This is a genomic window from Streptomyces tropicalis (genome assembly GCF_029269835.1).
GTDB classification, from domain to species: domain Bacteria; phylum Actinomycetota; class Actinomycetes; order Streptomycetales; family Streptomycetaceae; genus Streptomyces; species Streptomyces tropicalis.
Map to the genome: position 1 here is coordinate 239673 of NZ_JARJBB010000001.1, position 18013 is coordinate 257685.

Sequence of the window (18013 nt, forward strand, 5' to 3'; positions counted from 1 at the left end):
GCATACGCACGCCACACCACCCCCGGACGAAACCCTCAAATCGCCCTGGATGAACGTTCCTTGGCGTTCTCTTGACCTTCGCGTTCCCCTGGCATGAACGGTTCATCGGGAAGAGTGACCCCATCGTGTGATCCCTTCGCGAGCCGAACCGCCGCGGCCCTGCGCGGACCACATCGATGACCAACCACTCATTGCGTTACATGCGATCCGCATCGCAGGGGGTTCTATGAGATCCAACCGCGCCACCGTGCGCGCCGGTGTCAGCATGGCGGCGACGCTGCCGATGCTCGCCGGTGCGCTGGCGCTCGGCATACCCGCGGCCCACGCCGCGGGCAACCCGGGCCGGAACGCGCTCGCGGGCACCAAGCCCGTGTGGGCCACGGCCAAGGCGGACAAGGGGGCGACGTCCGACAGCGCGCAGATCAACGCGCGTGTCTACCTGGCCGGCCGCGACGCCTCCGGCCTCGCCGCGTACGCCAGGGCAGTCTCCGACCCGTCCTCGGCCTCGTACGGCAAGTACCTGAACGCCAAGCAGGCACAGGCGCGTTACGGCGCCACCAAGGCCCAGGTGGCCGCGGTGAAGAGCTGGCTGAAGTCCTCGGGACTGAAGGTCACCGCCGTGACTGCGCACTACGTCGCCGTCTCCGGTGACGTGGCCGCCGCCGAGAAGGCGTTCGGCACCCAGCTGCACAACTTCGCCAAGGGTTCCGGCACCTACCGCGCGCCGTCCTCGGCGGCCACGGTGCCGGCCGGCCTCAAGGGCGCCGTCCTGACCGTCACCGGTCTGGACAACGCCCCGCACAAGGCGAACCACGACGACCAGCTGCCGCCCCCGGACGCCGTGTTCAAGAACTCCGGGCCGTTCTCCTCGTACTTCGGCTCGAAGATCGCGAGCACGCTGCCGGACGCGTACGGTCACAAGATCCCGTACGCCGTCGAGGGCTACACGGGCAAGCAGCTGCGGGCCGCCTACGGCGCCGGGACGTACACCGGCAAGGGCGTCCGGATCGCCATCACCGACGCGTACGCCTCGCCGACGATCGCCTTCGACGCGGCCACCTACGCGAAGAAGCACGGTGACGCGGCCTGGAAGACCGGCCAGCTGCGCCAGTCGCTGCCCAAGACGTACACCAAGACCAAGGAGTGCGGGGCCGCCGGCTGGTACGGCGAGGAGACCCTCGACGTCGAGGCCGTGCACGCGGTCGCGCCGGCCGCCGACGTCACGTACGTCGGTGCCGCGTCCTGCTACGACGACGACCTGCTCGACTCGCTCAGCAAGGTCGTCGACAACCACCTGGCCGACATCGTCTCCAACTCCTGGGGCGACATCGAGGCCAGCCAGACGCCGGACCTCGCGGCCGCCTACGACCAGGTCTTCCAGTTCGGCGCGGTCGAGGGCATCGGCTTCTACTTCTCCTCCGGCGACAACGGCGACGAGGTCGCCAACACCGGGACGAAGCAGGTCGACACCCCGGCCAACTCCGCCTGGGTGACGGCGGTCGGCGGCACCTCGCTGGCGGTCGGCAAGAACGACTCCTACATGTGGGAGACGGGCTGGGGCACCGACAAGGCCGCGCTGTCCTCGGACGGCAAGAGCTGGGTCAACTTCCCCGGTGCCTACACCTCCGGTGCCGGCGGTGGCACGAGCAGGACCGTGCCGCAGCCGTACTACCAGAAGGGCATCGTCCCGAACACGCTGGCCACGGCGAACAACGCCGCGGGCAACCGCGTGGTCCCGGACATCTCGGCGATCGCCGACCCGAACACCGGCTTCAAGGTCGGCCAGACGCAGACCTTCCCGGACGGGTCGCAGCAGTACAGCGAGTACCGCATCGGCGGCACCTCGCTGGCCGCGCCGGTCATCGCCGCCGTCCAGGCCCTCGCCCAGGAGGCGAAGGGCGGCAAGGCGATCGGCTTCGCCAACCCGTCGATCTACGCCAAGTACGGCTCGAAGCTGTACCACGACGTGACGGACACCCCCACGGGTTCCGAACTCGCCGTGGCGCGCGTGGACTTCGTCAACGGCATGGACGCCTCCGGCGGTCTGAGCACCTCCGTCCGCAGCCTCGGCAAGGACAGCTCGCTCAAGGCCGTCAAGGGCTACGACGACGTCACCGGCGTGGGTACGCCCGCGAACGGCTACGTCGACTCCTACCGTCGCCACTGACACCTGTCAGCGGTTCAACGGCCCTGCGCCCGCTCCTCGTTCACGAGGGGCGGGCGCACCCCTGTGCGGAGCACCGCGTCGGCGACGTCCTCCGGGCGGTCCAGCATGACCAGGTGCCCGGCGGGTGCGCTGACCCGCAGGACGCCACCCAGGCCGGCGGCGAGCGCGCGCTGGCGGGCGAGTCTCCGCTCGCGCAGGCGGGCGGGCCCGCGCGGGTCGTCGGCGGCGAGCACGGTGACGGGCAGCCCGGCCGGGAGCGCGGCCCGGCGGCGCAGGGCGGCCAGGGCGACGGCCTGGTCGGTGTAGGTGGCGTTCTCCGCCAGCGCCGCGCGCACCCAGCGGCTGGTGGAGTAGGCGCGCCGGACCGCGCCGTCCGGAGCCGGTTCGCCGCCGCCGATCCGGGCCGCGCACACCACGGCCCGCCGCAGCGGCGGCCCGGCCACACGGGGCAGCCCGGTGGCGCTCGCCACCGCCGCGCACGCCCGGGTGGCGGCGTCGCGGGCCGCCCGCGCCCGGCGCGGGCGGGGGTCCTCCTCCACGCTGCCGTCGACGAGGACGAGCCCGGCCGTGCGCGCCGGGAACAGGCGGGCGAAGGCCTCGGCGTGGAAACCTGCGAGGGAGTGCCCGACCACCGTGGCGGGCCCTTCCACGCCGAGCGAGCCGAGGACGGCCGCGATGCGGCGGGCCTCCCCGGCCAGCGTCGGCCAGGCCCGTGCGGCCCCGCTCAGGCCGAGCCCGGGGCGGTCGAAGCGGACGACGGTGCGGTGCGGCGCCAGCAGCCGGACGACCGGGTCCCAGTCGAACCAGCACAGCCCGAGGCCGGGGCTCAGCACGCACGGCGGGCCCGCGCCCTCCACGAGGACGTGGTGGGCGACGCCGTCGATCCGCACGAAGGTCACGTGCCGCTCCCGCCGTTCCCCGGCCCCGCCGCCCCTGGCGTTCCTCTTGCCTCGGCCGGTCCTCGCCGTCCTTGCCGGTGGCTGCCGTCCCTGCCGGCTGCTGCTCTCCGCGCCGTCCGTCCCGTCCGGTACGCGTGGCGCGCAGCCGGCGGGCCGGGACGGTGCCCTCCCCTGCATCATGACCGCCCGCGGGCCCGGCGGCCCGCGGGGCGCCGGACGGACGGCACGGCACGGCACGGCACCCCGGAGGAAACGCGCGGGGGCCCGGTGCCTGGCGCACCGGGCCCCCGCACCGCCGTTCGCGGCGGGTCAGTGGGTGAACGTCTCCGCCGGCTCGGGCCGGTGGGCGGCGACCACGCGCTCGCGGCCGCCCGGCAGGGCCCGCCGCCGGTCCACCACGCGGGCCGCGCCCGCCACGGCCAGCCCGAGGACGGCCAGGCCCGCGCCCGCGACGGCCGGGGAGGTGGTGCCGAAGCCGGCGGCCAGGGCGAGGCCGCCGATCCAGGCGCCCCCGGCGTTCGCCAGGTTGAAGGCGGCCTGGTTGGCGGAGGAGGCCAGGGACGGCGCGGCCGCGGCCTTCTCCATGACCATGAGCTGGAGCGGGGAGCCGGTGACGAACGCGGCCATGCCGAGCAGGGCGACCGCGAGGGCCGCGCTCCACCCGGCCCGCATCAGCAGGGGGAAGAGCAGCAGGACGGCCGTCAGCGACAGGAGCCCGCCGCACAGGGTGCCGCGCAGCGAGTGGTCGGCGAGGCGGCCGCCGAGCAGGTTGCCCGCGGTCGCGCCGACGCCGAACAGGGCCAGCAGCAGCGTCACGCTGGACTCGGCGAACCCGGCGGCGCCGGTCAGCATCGGGGTGACGTAGCTGTAGGCGGCGAACAGGGCGCCGAAGCCGGCCACCGTGGTGGCCAGGGCCAGCCAGACCGGCAGCGGACGCAGCGCGGCCAGCTCGCCGCGCAGTCCGGCCGCCCCGGGGTGCGGACGGTCGCGCGGGACGAGCAGCGTCAGCGCGGCGATGGCGGCCAGGCCGATCGCGCCCACCCCGAGGAAGGTCGCCCGCCAGCCGAGGTGCTGGCCCATGAGCGTGGCGGCGGGGACGCCCGCGATGTTCGCGACGGTCAGGCCGAGGAACATCAGCGACACCGAGCGGGCCTTGCGCTCGGGCGCCACCATGCCGGTCGCGACCACGGCGCCGACGCCGAAGAAGGCGCCGTGCGGCAGACCGCTCAGGAAGCGGGCGGCGAGCAGCGAGTCGTAGCCGGGGGCGAGGGCGGACAGCGCGTTGCCCGCGACGAACAGGGCCATGAGGCCGATCAGCACCGAACGCCGGGGCAGGCGCGCGGTGAGCGCGGCCAGCAGCGGGGCGCCGACGACGACGCCCAGCGCGTACGCCGAGACCAGGTGACCGGCGGTGGGGATGGAGACGTGCAGGTCGTCCGCGACGTCGGGCAGCAGCCCCATCATCACGAACTCGGTGGTGCCGATGCCGAAGGCGCCCACGGCGAGGGCGAGCAGGGCCAGGGGCATGAGGGACCTTTCAGAGCGGGGTTCCGTACAGCGTAACGTCAATATGTTCACTGACGGAACAAAGTCCCCCGGGTCTCTGATTCCCGCGGGTTACGAGCGGGTGGCCGATGTGGTGGCGTTCACGTTCACCCGGGCGGCCACGGGCAGGTGGTCGCTGCCGGTCCGCGGCAGGGTCCAGGAGCCGACCGGCTCGATCCCCTGGACCATGATCTGGTCGATCCGCGCCATCGGGAACGACGCCGGCCAGCTGAACCCGAAGCCGCTGCCCGCCGCTCCCTGCGTGGAGCGCATCTGGGAGGTCACCTCGTTGAGCGAGCGGTCGTTCATGGTGCCGTTCAGGTCGCCGAGCAGGATCTTCCTGGGCAGCGGCTCGGCGGCGATCGCCTCGCCCAGGGCGTCCGCGCTGGTGTCGCGCTGCCGGGCGGTGAACCCCGCGTTCAGCTTCACCCGCACCGACGGCATGTGCGCGACGTACACCGCGACGTCGCCGTAGGGCGTGCCCACGGTGGCGCGCATCGCCCGGGTCCAGCCCAGCCGGATGTCGACCGCCCGCACCCCGCCGAGCGGATAGCGGCTCCACAGCCCGACCGTGCCCTGCACCGAGTGGTACGGGTAGGTCGCGGCGAGCGCCTTCTCGTACACCGGGACCGCGGACGCCTTCAGCTCCTCCAGGGCGAGGACGTCGGCTCCGGAGGCGGCCACGGCGCGGGCGGTGCCGGCGGGGTCGGGGTTGTCGGCGTTGACGTTGTGGGTGGCCACCGTCAGGTCGCCGGTGCCGCCGGTCTTGTCGGTGAGCAGGCCGCCGAAGAGGTTGACCCACACGATCGCCGGCAGCAGCACCGCGATCAGCGCGGTGGCGGACCGGCGCACCAGGCCCAGCACCAGCAGCAGCGGGACGAGCAGCCCCAGCCACGGCAGGAAGGTCTCGGTGAGACTGCCGAGGTTGCCGACGCGGTTGGGGATGCGCGAGTGCAGCAGCATCACCAGGGCGAGGAGGATCGCCACGGCGGCGAGGAGGAGGCCGCGGCGCCAGATCCGGGGGTCCCCGCGCCAGCCCCCGAGGAACCGGTTCATCAGGCGCCGGAACCCGGATCCTGGCTGCTCGGGCCCCGAGCCGCCGTCGTCCGTCTCCGTCATGTACGCCTGCTGGGCCATATACCGTCGCCTCACTGCCTGCCGTGCACTCCGTCGCCCCCTCGTCCTACGACCCTAGGGGATGACCGGCTCCGTTCCTGCCGTCCATGACGGCCGTACGGGCACGAGGACGAACAAGGCGGCGGGGTAGGTTCCGATCACCGGGCCGCGGAGCGCGCTCTGTGACGAAACCCGCACATTACGCGCGGGAGCTGACGGGCCGTAGGCCGGTGAGCAGCGAGTCGACGATCTGCTCCGCCAGGCCCTCGGGCAGCTCGCCGTCGGGCCGCATGACGGTGCGGACCAGCATGGGGCCCACGAAGAGGTCGTTCAGCAGGTCGAGGTCCACGTCGTCGCGCAGCTCGCCGCTCAGCTGCCCGCGGCGCAGGATCTCCAGCTGGATCCGGCGCCGGGGCTCGACGACGGTCGTGTCGTAGGCGCGCCAGATCTTCGGGCTGCTCTTCATCTGCGCGTAGACGTTGTGCAGGATGGCCGAGGAGCGGCTCACCAGTCCGCGCCGGCGCAACTGCTCCAGCAGCGCCACGAGGTCGTCGCGCACGGAGGTGCCGGGCAGCTCCGGGTCGACGGGCTCGGCCGCGCGGACCACGTCGACGAACAGCTCCTCCTTGCCGCTCCAGCGGCGGTAGATGGTGGCCTTGCCGACGCCGGCGGTGCGGGCGATGCGCTCGATGGAGAGCTCGGCGAGCGGCACGCCGTCCTCCAGCAGCTTCATCACGCCCTCGACGATGGCGCGCTCCACCGCCTCGCTGCGGGGGCGCCCCCGGACGGGGAGTCCGGGGGCGGTCTGGCTGTCGGCGAGGCTCACTGGGGGGCCGTCCTTTCGTCGTCCTGGGAAATTGTCCCGCCCGCCGCCGCCCGGGCGGCAGGCCCCCCGCGACCGGCTGCTACTCCATGGCCGCCACCAGCTCCTGCTCCTCGCCCTGCTGCGGGGCCGCGGGCCGTCCCGGCAGGAACAGCGCCACCACGACGGCGCCGATCAGCGCGACCCCGGTGCCGCACAGGGCGGTGACGTGCATCGCGTGCAGGAAGGCGTCGTCGGCGGGGCCGATCAGGGCCTGGCCCCGCGGGCCGAGCCGGTCGGCGATGCCGAGGGTGGCCTCGATGGACTCGCCGGCGGCGTCCCGCAGGCCGGGCGGGAGGAGGGCCAGCCTGCCCTCGATGCCGCCGCGGTAGGCCGTCGACAGGACGGAACCGAGGACGGCGATGCCGAGCGCACCGCCGACCTGGCGGAAGGTGTTGCTCAGCGCGGACGCCGAGCCGGCCTTCTCGCGGGGCAGGGCCTGCATGATGACCACGCTGGTCGGCGTCATGATGTGCGCCATGCCGGTGCCCATGAGGAAGAAGACGACCTCGAGCACCCAGATCGGCGTGTCCGCCTCGAAGCCGGCGAAGGATGCGAGGGTGGCGGCGATGACGAGCAGTCCGGCCGTGGTGGTGGCCTTGTTCCCGAACCGGTCCACGACGAGCCGGGCCCGCGGGGCGAAGATCATCTGGGCGGCGGCCAGCGGCAGCATCAGCAGGCCCGACTCCAGCGGCGAGTAGCCGCGCACGCTCTGGGTGTAGAAGACGGCGAAGAAGGTCACGCCCATCAGCGCGAAGAAGACCAGCGCGATCGCAGTCATCGCGGCCGAGAAGACCCTGTTGCGGAAGTAGGAGACGTCCAGCGACGGGTGGTCGCTGCGCTTCTCGACGACCACGAACGCGGCCAGCGCGGCCAGGCCCGCCACGATGGTCGCCAGCACCTTCGGGTCGGTGAAGTCGGCCAGCTCGCCGCCCTTGATGATGCCGTAGACGAGCAGGACCAGACCGACGACGGACAGCACGACGCCGATCGGGTCGACGCGGCCGGGCCGCGGGTCGCGGGAGTCGGGCACCAGCCACAGCATCAGCACGAGCGCCAGGACCACGATCGGCACGTTGATGAGGAAGACCGAGCCCCACCAGAAGTGGTCCAGCAGGAGTCCGCCGGTGATCGGCCCTATGGCGATGGCGAGGCCGACGCCGCCGGCCCAGATGCCGATGGCCTTCGGCTGCTCCTCGCGCTCGAAGACGTTCATGAGCACGGCGAGGGTGGCGGGCATGACGAAGGCGGCGCCGAGGGCCATCAGGGCACGGAAGGCGATCAGCTGGCCCGGCGAGCCGGACTCGGCGGCCAGCGCGGAACCCGCGCCGAACACGACGAGCCCGCCGAGCAGCACCTTCTTGCGGCCCACCCGGTCGCCGACCAGGCCGGCCGTGAACAGCAGGCCCGCGAAGACCAGGGTGTAGGCGTTGATCGCCCACTCCAGCTCGCTCTGCGTGGCTCCGAGTCCGGTCGGCGCCGGGGTGGAGATCGTCTTGATGGCGACGTTCAGGATCGAGTTGTCGAGGACGACGATCAGCAGGCTCAGCATCAGGACGCCGAGGATCGCCCAGCGGCGCCGGTGCACCGCTTCCGGGATCCGGGAGGCGGTGGCGGCAGCAGTAGTCATGGTCCGAGCCTAGGGCATTTCCGATACGAGACCGTCTCGTATCGGAAATCCTTTACCGAGATCTTACGCGGCCGTCCCCTGCCCGCCCGGCTCCGGCCCGGGCGGCCGCGGCGGGCCGTGGATCACACGGGGGTCCTCTGGCCCCGGCCGGTGCGGAGTGCCACCATGGAGGCGATCCGGGGACGCCGTCAGGGCGCCTCGAGACGACTGAAGGAGCCGTTGCAATGACGCAGCTTTCGGCTGCCCCTCACACGTCCTCCGACGGCAGCAAGGCGCTGTACGGGGGCAAGGGCACGCGACGCATCACGGTCCGCGACATCACCGCCGCCAAGGAGCGCGGCGAGAAGTGGCCCATGCTCACCGCCTACGACGCGATGACCGCCTCCGTCTTCGACGAGGCCGGCATCCCGGTGATCCTGGTCGGCGACTCCGCGGGCAACTGCCACCTCGGCTACGAGTCGACCGTGCCCGTCACGCTCGACCAGATGACCATGCTCTCCGCCGCGGTGGTGCGCGGCACCAGCCGCTCCCTCGTGGTCGGCGACCTGCCCTTCGGCTCCTACCAGGAGGGATCCGTCCAGGCGCTGCGCTCGGCGACGCGGCTGGTGAAGGAGGCCGGCGTCGGCGCCGTCAAGCTGGAGGGCGGCGAGCGCTCGCACGAACAGATCCGGCTCCTGGTGGAGTCCGGCATCCCGGTGATGGCGCACATCGGCCTGACCCCGCAGTCGGTCAACTCCATGGGCTACCGCGTACAGGGCCGGGGCGAGGAGGCGGCCGCCCAGCTGCTGCGCGACGCCAAGGCCGTGCAGGACGCCGGTGCCTTCGCCGTGGTCCTGGAGCTGGTCCCGGCGGAGCTGGCGGCCGAGGTGACCCGGGTGCTGCACATCCCGACCGTCGGCATCGGCGCGGGCCCGGAGACGGACGCCCAGGTGCTGGTGTGGACCGACATGCTGGGCCTGACCGGCGGGCGGGTGCCGAAGTTCGTCAAGAAGTACGCGAACCTGCGCGAGGTCATGGGTGAGGCGGTGAAGGAGTTCGCCGAGGACGTCGTCGGCGGCACCTTCCCGCTGGAGGAGCACTCCGTCCACTGACCCGCGCCCCACCGAGCCACTGCGGCACCGGAGCGGCCCCGCCGATCTTCCCCCGTCGGCGGGGCCGTCGGCTTTCCCACCGCGTCCGGACGGCGGCCGGCGGTGGTCCGCCGGAGGCCCGCGGGCGCAGACCGGCGGCGGACCGCCGGGGCGGGCCACCGGCTGTCGGGGGTCCGTCGGCGGGCCGGCGCTGCTGTCGGCGGGATGTCGGCGGTCTGTCGGCCGGGTGCGGCACCGTCGACGGCATGACGCGAATGGACGACGAATCCGGCGGCGCGGGAAGCGCCGTGACCGTGCGCGGCCTGGCCAAGCACTACGGCGGGACCAGGGCGCTGGACGGCGTGGACCTGGACGTGCGCGAGGGCACCGTCATGGGCGTGCTGGGACCGAACGGCGCCGGCAAGACCACCCTCGTACGCATCCTCTCCACCCTGCTCGCCCCCGACGCCGGCCGGGCCACCGTCGCCGGCTACGACGTGGTGCGCCAGCCCCGGCAGTTGCGCCGGGTGATCGGGCTCACCGGGCAGTACGCCTCGGTCGACGAGAAGCTGCCCGGCTGGGAGAACCTGTACATGATCGGCCGGCTGCTGGACCTGTCCCGCCGGGACGCCCGCGCCCGGGCCGACGAACTGCTGGAACGCTTCTCCCTGACCGAGGCGGCCCGGCGCCCGGCGAGCACGTACTCCGGCGGCATGCGGCGCCGCCTGGACCTGGCCGCCTCGATGATCGGCCGGCCCGCGGTGCTCTACCTGGACGAGCCGACGACCGGGCTCGACCCCCGCACCCGCAACGAGGTGTGGGACGAGGTGAAGGCCATGGTCGGCGACGGGGTCACCGTGCTGCTCACCACCCAGTACATGGAGGAGGCCGAGCGGCTCGCCTCCGAGCTGACCGTGATCGACCGCGGCCGGGTCGTGGCCGGCGGCCGCATCGAGGAGCTCAAGGCCCGGGTGGGCGGGCGCGCCCTGCGCGTGCGCCCGGCCGACCCGGCAGAACTCCGCCCGCTCGCCGCGATGCTGGACGAGCTGGGCATCACGGGGCTCGCGACCGCCGCCGTCGACCCGGTCGACGGCTCGCTGGCCGTGCCGGTCCTCAGCGACGAGCAGCTCACCGCCGTCGTGGGCGCGGTCACCGCCCGCGGAATCACCATCGCCTCGATCACCACCGAACTGCCCAGCCTGGACGAGGTGTTCCTGTCGCTCACCGGCCACCGCGCCAGTGCCCCGCAGGACGCCCGGCCCGCCGGCACCCGCGAGGAGGTCGCCGTATGAGCGCCACCGTCACGTCCCCGGACCACCGGTCCGACCCCCGGATCACGCTGCGCGCCCATCTGCGCCACACCGGTGCACTGGTCCGCCGCAACCTGCTGTGGATCCGCCAGGACCCCGAGTCGATGTTCGACGTCCTGCTGATGCCGGTGGTCTTCACCCTGCTGTTCGTGTACGTCTTCGGCGGCTCCATCGGGCAGGCCCTGGGCGGCGGTCAGCACCGGTACGTCCAGTACGTCATCCCCGGCATGCTGGCGATGATGAGCATGACGCTGTCGCAGGGCGTCGGCACCGGCTTCAGCCAGGACTTCAACAGCGGTGTCATGGACCGCTTCCGGTCCCTGCCGATCGGGCGCGGCTCGGTGCTGGTCGCCAAGATCGCGGTGGAGCTGGGCCGGATGCTGTTCGCCACGGCGGTGCTCATGGTCGTCGCCGTGCTGGTCGGCTTCGACATCGGCAACTGGCCCGGCCTGCTCGCCACGGTGGGGCTGTCCGCGGTGTTCGCCTCGTCGGTCATGTGGGTGTTCCTCACCCTCGGCGTCGTCCTGAAGAACGCGCAGTCGGTGCAGGCGATGGGCTTCCTGGTGCTCTTCCCGCTCCAGTTCGGCTCGTCCATCTTCGCCCCGCCCAACTCGATGCCGGGCTGGCTGCGGCACTTCACCGACTACAACCCGCTGTCCACGCTCGCCAACACGGCCCGCGGCCTCATGACCGGCGGACCGGTCGCGCACGACCTGTGGATGACGCTGGGCTGGTCGGCGGCGATCACCGCGGTGACGGCCCCGGTGGCCATCCACAAGTTCCGCACGAAGACCTGACCTCCGCCGGCTCAGACCAGGGCGGTGGCCTCCGCGAGGGAGAGGCCGCCGCCCTCGGCGTAGGCGGCCGCGTAGGCGGGGGCGTCGAGCACCTCCCTGAGGCGGGCCACCGTGAGGTCGTGCACCCGGCGCTCCACCCCGGACGGGACGTGCCCGGGCGGCAGCAGGGCGTCGGCGGCGGCCAGGCAGCGGGCGCCGTCCGCCGCGCGGGTGCCGCCGTCCACTCCGGCCAGGGCCGTCGCCGCGACCGTGAGGCAGATGGACGGCAGGTGCGGGGTGATGGCCCGGGACAGCGGGTCGTCCGCGAGCCGCAGGGCCCCGCGGACCCGTTCCAGGGCGGCGTCGGACCGGCCGTCGAGGGCGTCCAGCCAGGCCTCCTGGCCGAGGATCAGGGCGTCGAAGACGACGAAGTAGGCGATCCGGAACTCCTCGCGCAGGTGCCGCAGCTGCTCGCGGGCCTCGCCGACGCGGTCGGTCAGGGCGAGCCAGCAGGCGAGGAACAGGCGGGCGGCGGGCATCGCGTCGGTGTGCACGCCCTCCTGCCCGGCGATGACGTCGCGCAGCAGCCGCTCGCCGCCCTCCAGGTCGCCCGTCTCCATGAGCACGTTGCCGAGGCGGGCGTTGAGGACGGCCTTCTGCGCGCGGGCGCCGAGGCGTTCGGCGTGTTCCACGGCCGCCCGGTAGTCGGTGGCCGCCGCCTGGTGGGCGCCCCGGCGCTCGTGGGCCTCGCCCCGGGCGGACAGCGCCTCGGCGGCTCCCCACTCGTCGCCGAGGCGGCGGTAGATCTCCAGCGCCTCGTCGGCGTCGTGCAGGGCGTGGCCCGCCCAGTCGGCGCGGTTGGCCAGCAGGTTGGCGCGCAGGTGCAGCGCGCCCGCCAGCTCCCACTCGAAGCCGGGGGTGGCGCGGCAGGTGCGGACGGCGGCGTCGAGGATCGTGCGCAGCCGGTCCACCCCGGCGGTCAGCATCTCGGCGAAGAACCACAGCATGCCCGGGGCCCGGCAGGTCTGCGGCAGGCCCGGTTCGTAGACCTGGGTGACCACCCGCAGCCTCGCCTGCGCCTCGGGCGTCTGCCAGGCATCCAGCTCGGTGTCCATGCAGGCGAGATGGGCGAGGTGCACCCCGCGCCGGGCCTCGGCGAGGACCTCGCCGGTGAGCGGGGGCGGGGTGTCGGTGCAGCGCTCCCGCACCGGGCGGGCGCGCCGCACCGGCTCGGTGAACGGGTCGGGCCCCAGCGCCATGACCTCCCGGCACCAGGTGCGGCACTCGATGCGCAGGTCCCGCATCTGCCAGTACCAGACCAGGGACAGCACCAGGCTGAGCGCCTCCTGCTCGTCGGCGTGGGCGACGGCGTGCCGCAGGGCGGTGCGCAGGTTCTCGTACTCCAGCTGGAAGCGCTCGATGGCGGCCCGCTGGCCGGGGCCGCGCAGCAACGGATCGGTGGTGCGGGCGAGTTCGCGATAGTACGCCAGGTGGGCGCGTTCGGCCGCGGTGCGGCGGCCGGCCTCGTCCAGGCGTGCGGCGGCGTACTCGGCGACGGTCTCCAGCAGCCGGTAGCGCATGCCTCCCTCCGCCGAAGGGGCTGACACCACCAGGGACTTGTCGACCAGGGAGCCGAGGGCGTCGAGGGCGAGCGGGCCGCACACCGCCTCCGCGGCGGCCAGGTCGCAGCCGCCCGCGAAGACGGACAGGCGGGACAGGACGTCGCGCTCGTCTTCGCCGAGCAGGTCCCAGGACCAGTCCACGACGGCCCGCAGCGTCTGCTGGCGGGGCAGCACGGTGCGGCTGCCGCCGGTCAGCAGCCGGAAGCGGTCGTCCAGCCGGTCCGCGATCTGGCGCGGGGTCAGCATGCGCAGACGGGCTGCGGCCAGCTCGATCGCCAGGGGCAGCCCGTCGAGCCGCAGGCAGATCTCGGCACACGCCTCGGGGTCGTCCGCGACCCGGAACCCGGGCCGGGCCGCCGCGCCCCGGTCGGCGAGCAGCCGCAGCGCGACGGGCTCGGGCAGCGGGTCCAGGGGTCGCACCGCCTCCCCCGGCACGCCGAGCGGTTCCCGGCTGGTGGCCAGCACGGTCAGCTCCGGGCAGCGGGCCAGCAGCCGCTCCGCCAGCAGGGCGGCCGCCCCCACGACGTGCTCGCAGTTGTCCAGGATCAGCAGCATCCGGCGCCGGGCGCAGTGCTCCACCAGCCGCACGACGGGGTCGTCGGCGTCGGTCACGGCGCGCAGGGTCTCGACGCCGGCGCCGTGCAGCACGGTCTCGCGGGCGCCGATCGCGGTCAGCACGGCCTGCGGCACGGCGTCCGGGTCGTCCACGGGTGCCAGCTCGGCCAGCCACACGCCGTCGCGGAAATCGGCCCGCACCGCCTCGGCGGCCTCCTGGGACAGCCGGGTCTTCCCCGCTCCGCCGGGCCCGAGCAGGGTGACCAGCCGGGCGTGCGCGAGGTCGGCGCCGACGGCCGCGAGTTCCTGCTCCCGGCCGACGAAGGAGGTGAGCCGGGCGGGCAGGTTGCCCGGGGGCCGGGGCGGCGCGGGCGGGGCCTGCGGCAGGGGCGCGCGGCGGGCTTCCCGGGGTGCCTCCCGCGGGGCCCTGGCGAGCAGTTCGGCGTGCAGGGCCCGCAGTTCGGGTCCGGGGTCGGAGCCGAGCCGGTCCGCGAGCAGCCGGCGGACGTCCTCGTAGGCGGCCAGGGCCTGGGCCGGGCGGCCGGCGTCGCGCAGGGCACGCAGCCGCAGCGCCTGGAGCGGCTCGTCCAGGGGGTGGCCGTCGCACAGCGCGGCCAGCTCGGGCAGCGACTGCCCGGCGTGGCCGAGGCCGAGGGCGGCGGCGTGCCGGCCGCGCAGGGCGTCGAGGCGGCGGGTCTCCCAGCGGGCCGCCTCGGCGGTGCGGTCGGGCAGGTCGGCGAGGGCGGGGCCGCGCCACAGGGCGAGCGCGTCGTCCAGGACGGCGGCGGCCTTGGCCGGGTCGCCGTCCGCGAGGGCGCCGAGGCCCTCGGCGGTGAGCCGGTCGAAGCGGGTGAGGTCGACGTCGTCGGGGGCGGCGGTGAGCCGGTAGCCGCCGTCGGCGGAGGCGACCGTGTCCGCGCCGAGGGCCCGGCGCAGCCTGCCGACCAGGGCCTGCAGGGCACCGGCCGCGTCGGCGGGCGGGTCGTCGCCCCAGACCTCGTCCACCAGCAGGCCCACCGGCACGGTCCGTCCGGCCCGCAGGGCGAGGACGCTCAGCAGGGCGCGCAGCCGGGCCCCGCCGACCGGGACGGGCGCGCCGTCGGGGCGGAACGCCTGCGTGGGTCCGAGAAGCGAGAAGCGCACGGGGTCCATTGTCTCCGGTGGGGTCGGATCCGTTCGGCGGGTCGCTGGGCCTGCCGCGCGGCCCCGTTCCGCCGCCCCCAGCCTCCAGGAACCCCGGCGGTGGCGCGAGGCGTTTTCCTCGGGAGGTGCCGGCCGGTACGGTCGGGCCTTCCGACCGTACCGTTTCGCCCGTCCCGATGGAGCCGCCCATGACCACCGCGACCACCCGCCGCGGCGACCGCCGGATCAGTCCCGTGTTCGTCGGGATCCTGGCCGTCACGGCGGTCACCGCCTGGGCCACCTGGACGGGGTTCGCCGCCCGGCCCGGGGTGGCGGTGTTCCTGTTCGTGACGGCGGCCTGGGTCGTCTCCCTCTGCCTGCACGAGTACGCGCACGCCCGCACCGCCCTGCACAGCGGCGACATCACGGTCGGCGCCAAGGGCTATCTCACGCTGAACCCGCTGAAGTACACGCACGCCCTGCTGAGCATCGTGCTGCCCGTGGTGTTCGTGATCATGGGCGGGATCGGCCTGCCCGGCGGCGCGGTGTTCATCGAGCGCGGCCGGATCCGCGGCCGGTGGCGGCACAGCCTGGTGTCGGCGGCGGGCCCGCTGACGAACGTGCTGTTCGCGGCCGTGTGCACCGCGCCGTTCTGGCTGGGCGGCCTGGACGGGGTGCCCGGCGAGTTCCGGTTCGCCCTCGCCTTCCTCGCCCTGCTCCAGGTCTCCGCCGCCCTGCTGAACCTCCTGCCGGTGCCCGGCCTGGACGGCTACGGCGTCGTCGAGCCCTGGCTGTCGCACGGCGTGAAGCGGCAGGTGGAGCCGTTCGCGCCGTTCGGCCTGCTGTTCGTGTTCGCGCTGCTGTGGGTGCCGTCGCTGAACACCGCGTTCTTCGACGTGATCGACGCGGTGCTGCGGGCCCTGGGCATCGGCGACTTCGACACCTACTGCGGGCAGTCGCTCTACCGGTTCTGGGAGGCGACGCCGGACCTGTGCTCGGTCAGCCGGTGACGGTGCCGTCGCGGCCGGCCGCGCGGCCCCGGCGGACGTAGTACCAGGCCATGTTGGACGACAGGCCGGCCAGCAGGACCCAGACCACACCCAGCCAGCTGCCCCGGGCGAAGGAGACGACGGCCGCGGCCACGGCGAGCACGCAGACGACGAGGGCGTAGAGACCGAGGCGCCGGGCCGGGCCGTGCGGGGGCAGGGGGGACATGGGGACGGCTCCTGTCGGGGGACACTGCTTCGAGGACCAGTGTCCCCCATCGGCTCATACGTCCGTGACGCGGAGTCCCGCGTGCGCCTTGTACCGGCGGTTGACCGAGATCAGGTTGGCGACCAGCGACTCGACCTGGTGGGCGTTGCGCAGCCGCCCGGCGAAGACGCCGCGCATGCCGGGGACGCGCCCGGCCAGCGCCTGCACGGTCTCCACGTCGGCGCGCTCCTCGCCGAGCACCATCACGTCGGTGTCGATGCGCTCGGTCCCCGGGTCCTGGAGCAGCACGGCCGACAGGTGGTGGAAGGCCGCGGTGACCCGCGACTCCGGCAGCAGCGCGGCGGCCTGCTCGGCGGCGCTGCCCTCCTCCGGCTTGAGGGCGTAGGCGCCCTTCTTGTCGAAGCCGAGCGGGTTGACGCAGTCGACGACGAGCTTGCCGGCGAGTTCGGTGCGCAGCGACTCCAGCGTCTTGCCGTGGCCGTCCCACGGCACGGCGACGATCACGATGTCGCTGCGGCGGGCGGTCTCGGCGTTGTCGGCGCCCTCGACGCCGTGGCCGATCTCCTCGGCGGCCGCGTGCGCGCGCTCGGCGGCCCGGGACCCGATGATCACCTTCTGGCCGGCCAGGGCGAGGCGGTAGGCCAGGCCCTTGCCCTGCGGTCCGGTCCCGCCGAGCACGCCGACGACGAGCCCGGACACGTCGGGGAGGTCCCAGGGGTCCTTGGCGGGGGCCTTCTGTGCGCTGTCGCTAGAGGTCATGGGCCGACTCTACGTCCGCCCCGGCGGCGCGGACGGCCCGGGTCGGCGCCCGCCCGGGCGCCCGGGCGGGGCGGTCACTGCCGGGTGCGGACGGCGGTCGCGTCCCCGGGTCGGGCGAATCCGCGGCGAACCGCGCGCCGGGCGGCGCCGGGTACGGCAGGATGCGCCCGTATGGACGCCGTACGGGTCGCATTGCTGCGCGAAGTGCTGTCGGGGACCGAGTGGCTGGGCGCCACCCGCCGGTTCGCGGGGGTCCTGCGCGGGTCGGTCGTGTCGCACGGGGGCGGGCTGCTGCTGGTGGGCACGCCCGGGTACGAGCCCTGGCACCTGGCCGCGCACCTGGTGGACGAGGCGGCCTGGTCGGGCACGCCGGAGCTGGAGCCGACGCTGGTCCGGCACGCGGCCCGCCCGTCGGATCCGGCGCACCTGGCCGTGGGGCTCGGCCGGCTGGAGGCGGCACGGCGCGGGGAGACGCTGCTGGTGGTGGCGCCGGAGGCGTCGGGTGGGCCGCTGCTGGAGCGGGTGCACGACGCGCGGCGGGCGGGGGCGACGGTGCTGGCGCTCGGCTGCGGGGGCCGCGACCTCACGGCGCTTGCGCACGAGTCGCTGGCCGTGACGGACGGCGCCGAGCTGGATCTCGACACCGTGCAGCACCTGGTCAGCGCGGCCGCCGGGGAGAACGCGGTGCCGGCCCCGCGGGGCCGGGGGCGCCTCCGGGACCGTCTGTCGCGCCTGGCGGACTCCCTGACGGCCCCGCCACCGGCCCGCTGGTGACGGTCCCCGCGCCGGCGCCCGCGACATGGCCGGCGGGAGCTTCCGCAGCGCGATGTGGAAGATCCCGACGATCCCCGACGGGCTGCGCGGCGGCCGGGATCGACGTGCTGGCCTGCACGGCCGGTCGCAGGTCGGCCAGGTCCGTTCCGGCGCGGTGGCCGCCCGGGCCGGGGTGCGTGCCTCGGTGTGGTGGGGCGGGCTGCTGTGCACGGGGGCGGTCGCACCGCCGGCGGTGGGCCTGCCCCGGCGGCCGGCGTGCGACGCGCGGGCCGACGAGCACGCGGCGCGGCTGCGCGACCGGCGCGCAGCCGCGGTGCGGGCCGCGGCCCGATCACTCCTCGGCGGTGCTCCCGTCCGGTGCCTTGTCGTGCCACCGTGGGTCGTTCTCCCATTCGAGGTTGCGCTCGCGCGCGGTGTCCATCGCGTGCTGCGCCTCCTCCCGTGAGGCGTACGGACCGAACCGGTCCTTCGCCGGGCACTCCGGTCCTTCCTCGACCTTCTTGTGCTCCAGGCAGTAGTACCACTCGCCCGGCTTCCCGGCGGTGCTCTTCTTGAACAGGGCCATGACCAGCTCCTTTCGCCACGGACATG

Annotated in this window: 15 protein-coding genes; 6 read left to right on the plus strand and 9 right to left on the minus strand. The window is 74.3% G+C overall.

Going from position 1 to position 18013, the window contains the following annotated elements:
- Positions 1 to 226: 226 nt before the first annotated feature.
- Positions 227 to 2167 (plus strand): S53 family peptidase, encoded by a 1941-nt coding sequence (locus P3H78_RS01060; RefSeq protein WP_276106786.1) that lies wholly within the window; start codon positions 227 to 229, stop codon positions 2165 to 2167.
- A gap of 14 nt (positions 2168 to 2181) precedes the next feature.
- Here the strand turns inward: P3H78_RS01060 and P3H78_RS01065 are convergent, their stop codons facing one another.
- The 5 genes from P3H78_RS01065 to P3H78_RS01085 form a co-directional block, all read right to left on the minus strand.
- On the minus strand, positions 2182 to 3066 hold the full coding sequence (locus tag P3H78_RS01065) for an alpha/beta fold hydrolase (RefSeq protein ID WP_276106787.1): 885 nt from the start codon (positions 3064 to 3066) through the stop codon (positions 2182 to 2184).
- A 309-nt stretch (positions 3067 to 3375) separates the two neighbouring features.
- Positions 3376 to 4593 carry an MFS transporter gene (locus P3H78_RS01070; protein ID WP_276106788.1) on the minus strand — a complete coding sequence of 406 codons (1218 nt, stop codon included), beginning with the start codon at positions 4591 to 4593 and terminating at the stop codon, positions 3376 to 3378.
- 90 nt (positions 4594 to 4683) lie between these two features.
- Complete coding sequence (locus tag P3H78_RS01075) at positions 4684 to 5667, minus strand: endonuclease/exonuclease/phosphatase family protein (RefSeq protein WP_438827897.1); 984 nt, start codon at positions 5665 to 5667, stop codon at positions 4684 to 4686.
- A gap of 259 nt (positions 5668 to 5926) precedes the next feature.
- A complete protein-coding gene (locus P3H78_RS01080) occupies positions 5927 to 6553 on the minus strand; it encodes a TetR/AcrR family transcriptional regulator (protein ID WP_276106790.1) in 627 nt (208 codons plus the stop codon).
- A 79-nt stretch (positions 6554 to 6632) separates the two neighbouring features.
- A complete protein-coding gene (locus P3H78_RS01085; protein WP_276106791.1) occupies positions 6633 to 8219 on the minus strand; it encodes an MFS transporter in 1587 nt (528 codons plus the stop codon).
- 224 nt (positions 8220 to 8443) lie between these two features.
- Here P3H78_RS01085 and panB point away from each other — a divergent pair, with 224 nt between their 5' ends.
- The 3 genes from panB (at position 8444) to P3H78_RS01100 (ending at position 11396) form a co-directional block, all read left to right on the plus strand.
- Complete coding sequence (gene panB, locus P3H78_RS01090) at positions 8444 to 9310, plus strand: 3-methyl-2-oxobutanoate hydroxymethyltransferase (protein ID WP_276106792.1); 867 nt, start codon at positions 8444 to 8446, stop codon at positions 9308 to 9310.
- 245 nt (positions 9311 to 9555) lie between these two features.
- On the plus strand, positions 9556 to 10581 hold the full coding sequence (locus P3H78_RS01095; protein WP_276106793.1) for an ATP-binding cassette domain-containing protein: 1026 nt from the start codon (positions 9556 to 9558) through the stop codon (positions 10579 to 10581).
- On the plus strand, positions 10578 to 11396 hold the full coding sequence (locus tag P3H78_RS01100; protein WP_276106794.1) for an ABC transporter permease: 819 nt from the start codon (positions 10578 to 10580) through the stop codon (positions 11394 to 11396). The genes P3H78_RS01095 and P3H78_RS01100 overlap by 4 nt, the downstream gene beginning before the upstream one ends.
- A gap of 11 nt (positions 11397 to 11407) precedes the next feature.
- Here the strand turns inward: P3H78_RS01100 and P3H78_RS01105 are convergent, their stop codons facing one another.
- Positions 11408 to 14704 (minus strand): AfsR/SARP family transcriptional regulator, encoded by a 3297-nt coding sequence (locus P3H78_RS01105; protein ID WP_276106795.1) that lies wholly within the window; start codon positions 14702 to 14704, stop codon positions 11408 to 11410.
- Between the two features lie 179 nt (positions 14705 to 14883).
- Between P3H78_RS01105 and P3H78_RS01110 the strand changes: the two genes are divergently transcribed.
- On the plus strand, positions 14884 to 15684 hold the full coding sequence (locus tag P3H78_RS01110; protein ID WP_276106796.1) for a site-2 protease family protein: 801 nt from the start codon (positions 14884 to 14886) through the stop codon (positions 15682 to 15684).
- Here the strand turns inward: P3H78_RS01110 and P3H78_RS01115 are convergent.
- Positions 15674 to 15889: a hypothetical protein gene (locus P3H78_RS01115; RefSeq protein WP_276106797.1), complete on the minus strand. Its 216-nt coding sequence runs from the start codon at positions 15887 to 15889 to the stop codon at positions 15674 to 15676. The genes P3H78_RS01110 and P3H78_RS01115 overlap by 11 nt on opposite strands.
- Before the next feature lie 54 nt (positions 15890 to 15943).
- Positions 15944 to 16648 (minus strand): NADPH-dependent F420 reductase, encoded by a 705-nt coding sequence (gene npdG, locus P3H78_RS01120; protein ID WP_276106798.1) that lies wholly within the window; start codon positions 16646 to 16648, stop codon positions 15944 to 15946.
- A gap of 171 nt (positions 16649 to 16819) precedes the next feature.
- On the opposite strand from npdG, the gene P3H78_RS01125 reads away from it, so the two are divergent.
- Entirely contained in the window at positions 16820 to 17422 is a 603-nt protein-coding gene (locus P3H78_RS01125) for a hypothetical protein (protein ID WP_276106799.1), read from the plus strand.
- A 331-nt stretch (positions 17423 to 17753) separates the two neighbouring features.
- Here P3H78_RS01125 and P3H78_RS01135 read toward each other — a convergent pair whose 3' ends face one another.
- Positions 17754 to 17987, minus strand: a complete 234-nt coding sequence (locus tag P3H78_RS01135) for a hypothetical protein (RefSeq protein ID WP_276106800.1) — start codon at positions 17985 to 17987, stop codon at positions 17754 to 17756.
- Between the last annotated feature and the right edge of the window lie 26 nt (positions 17988 to 18013).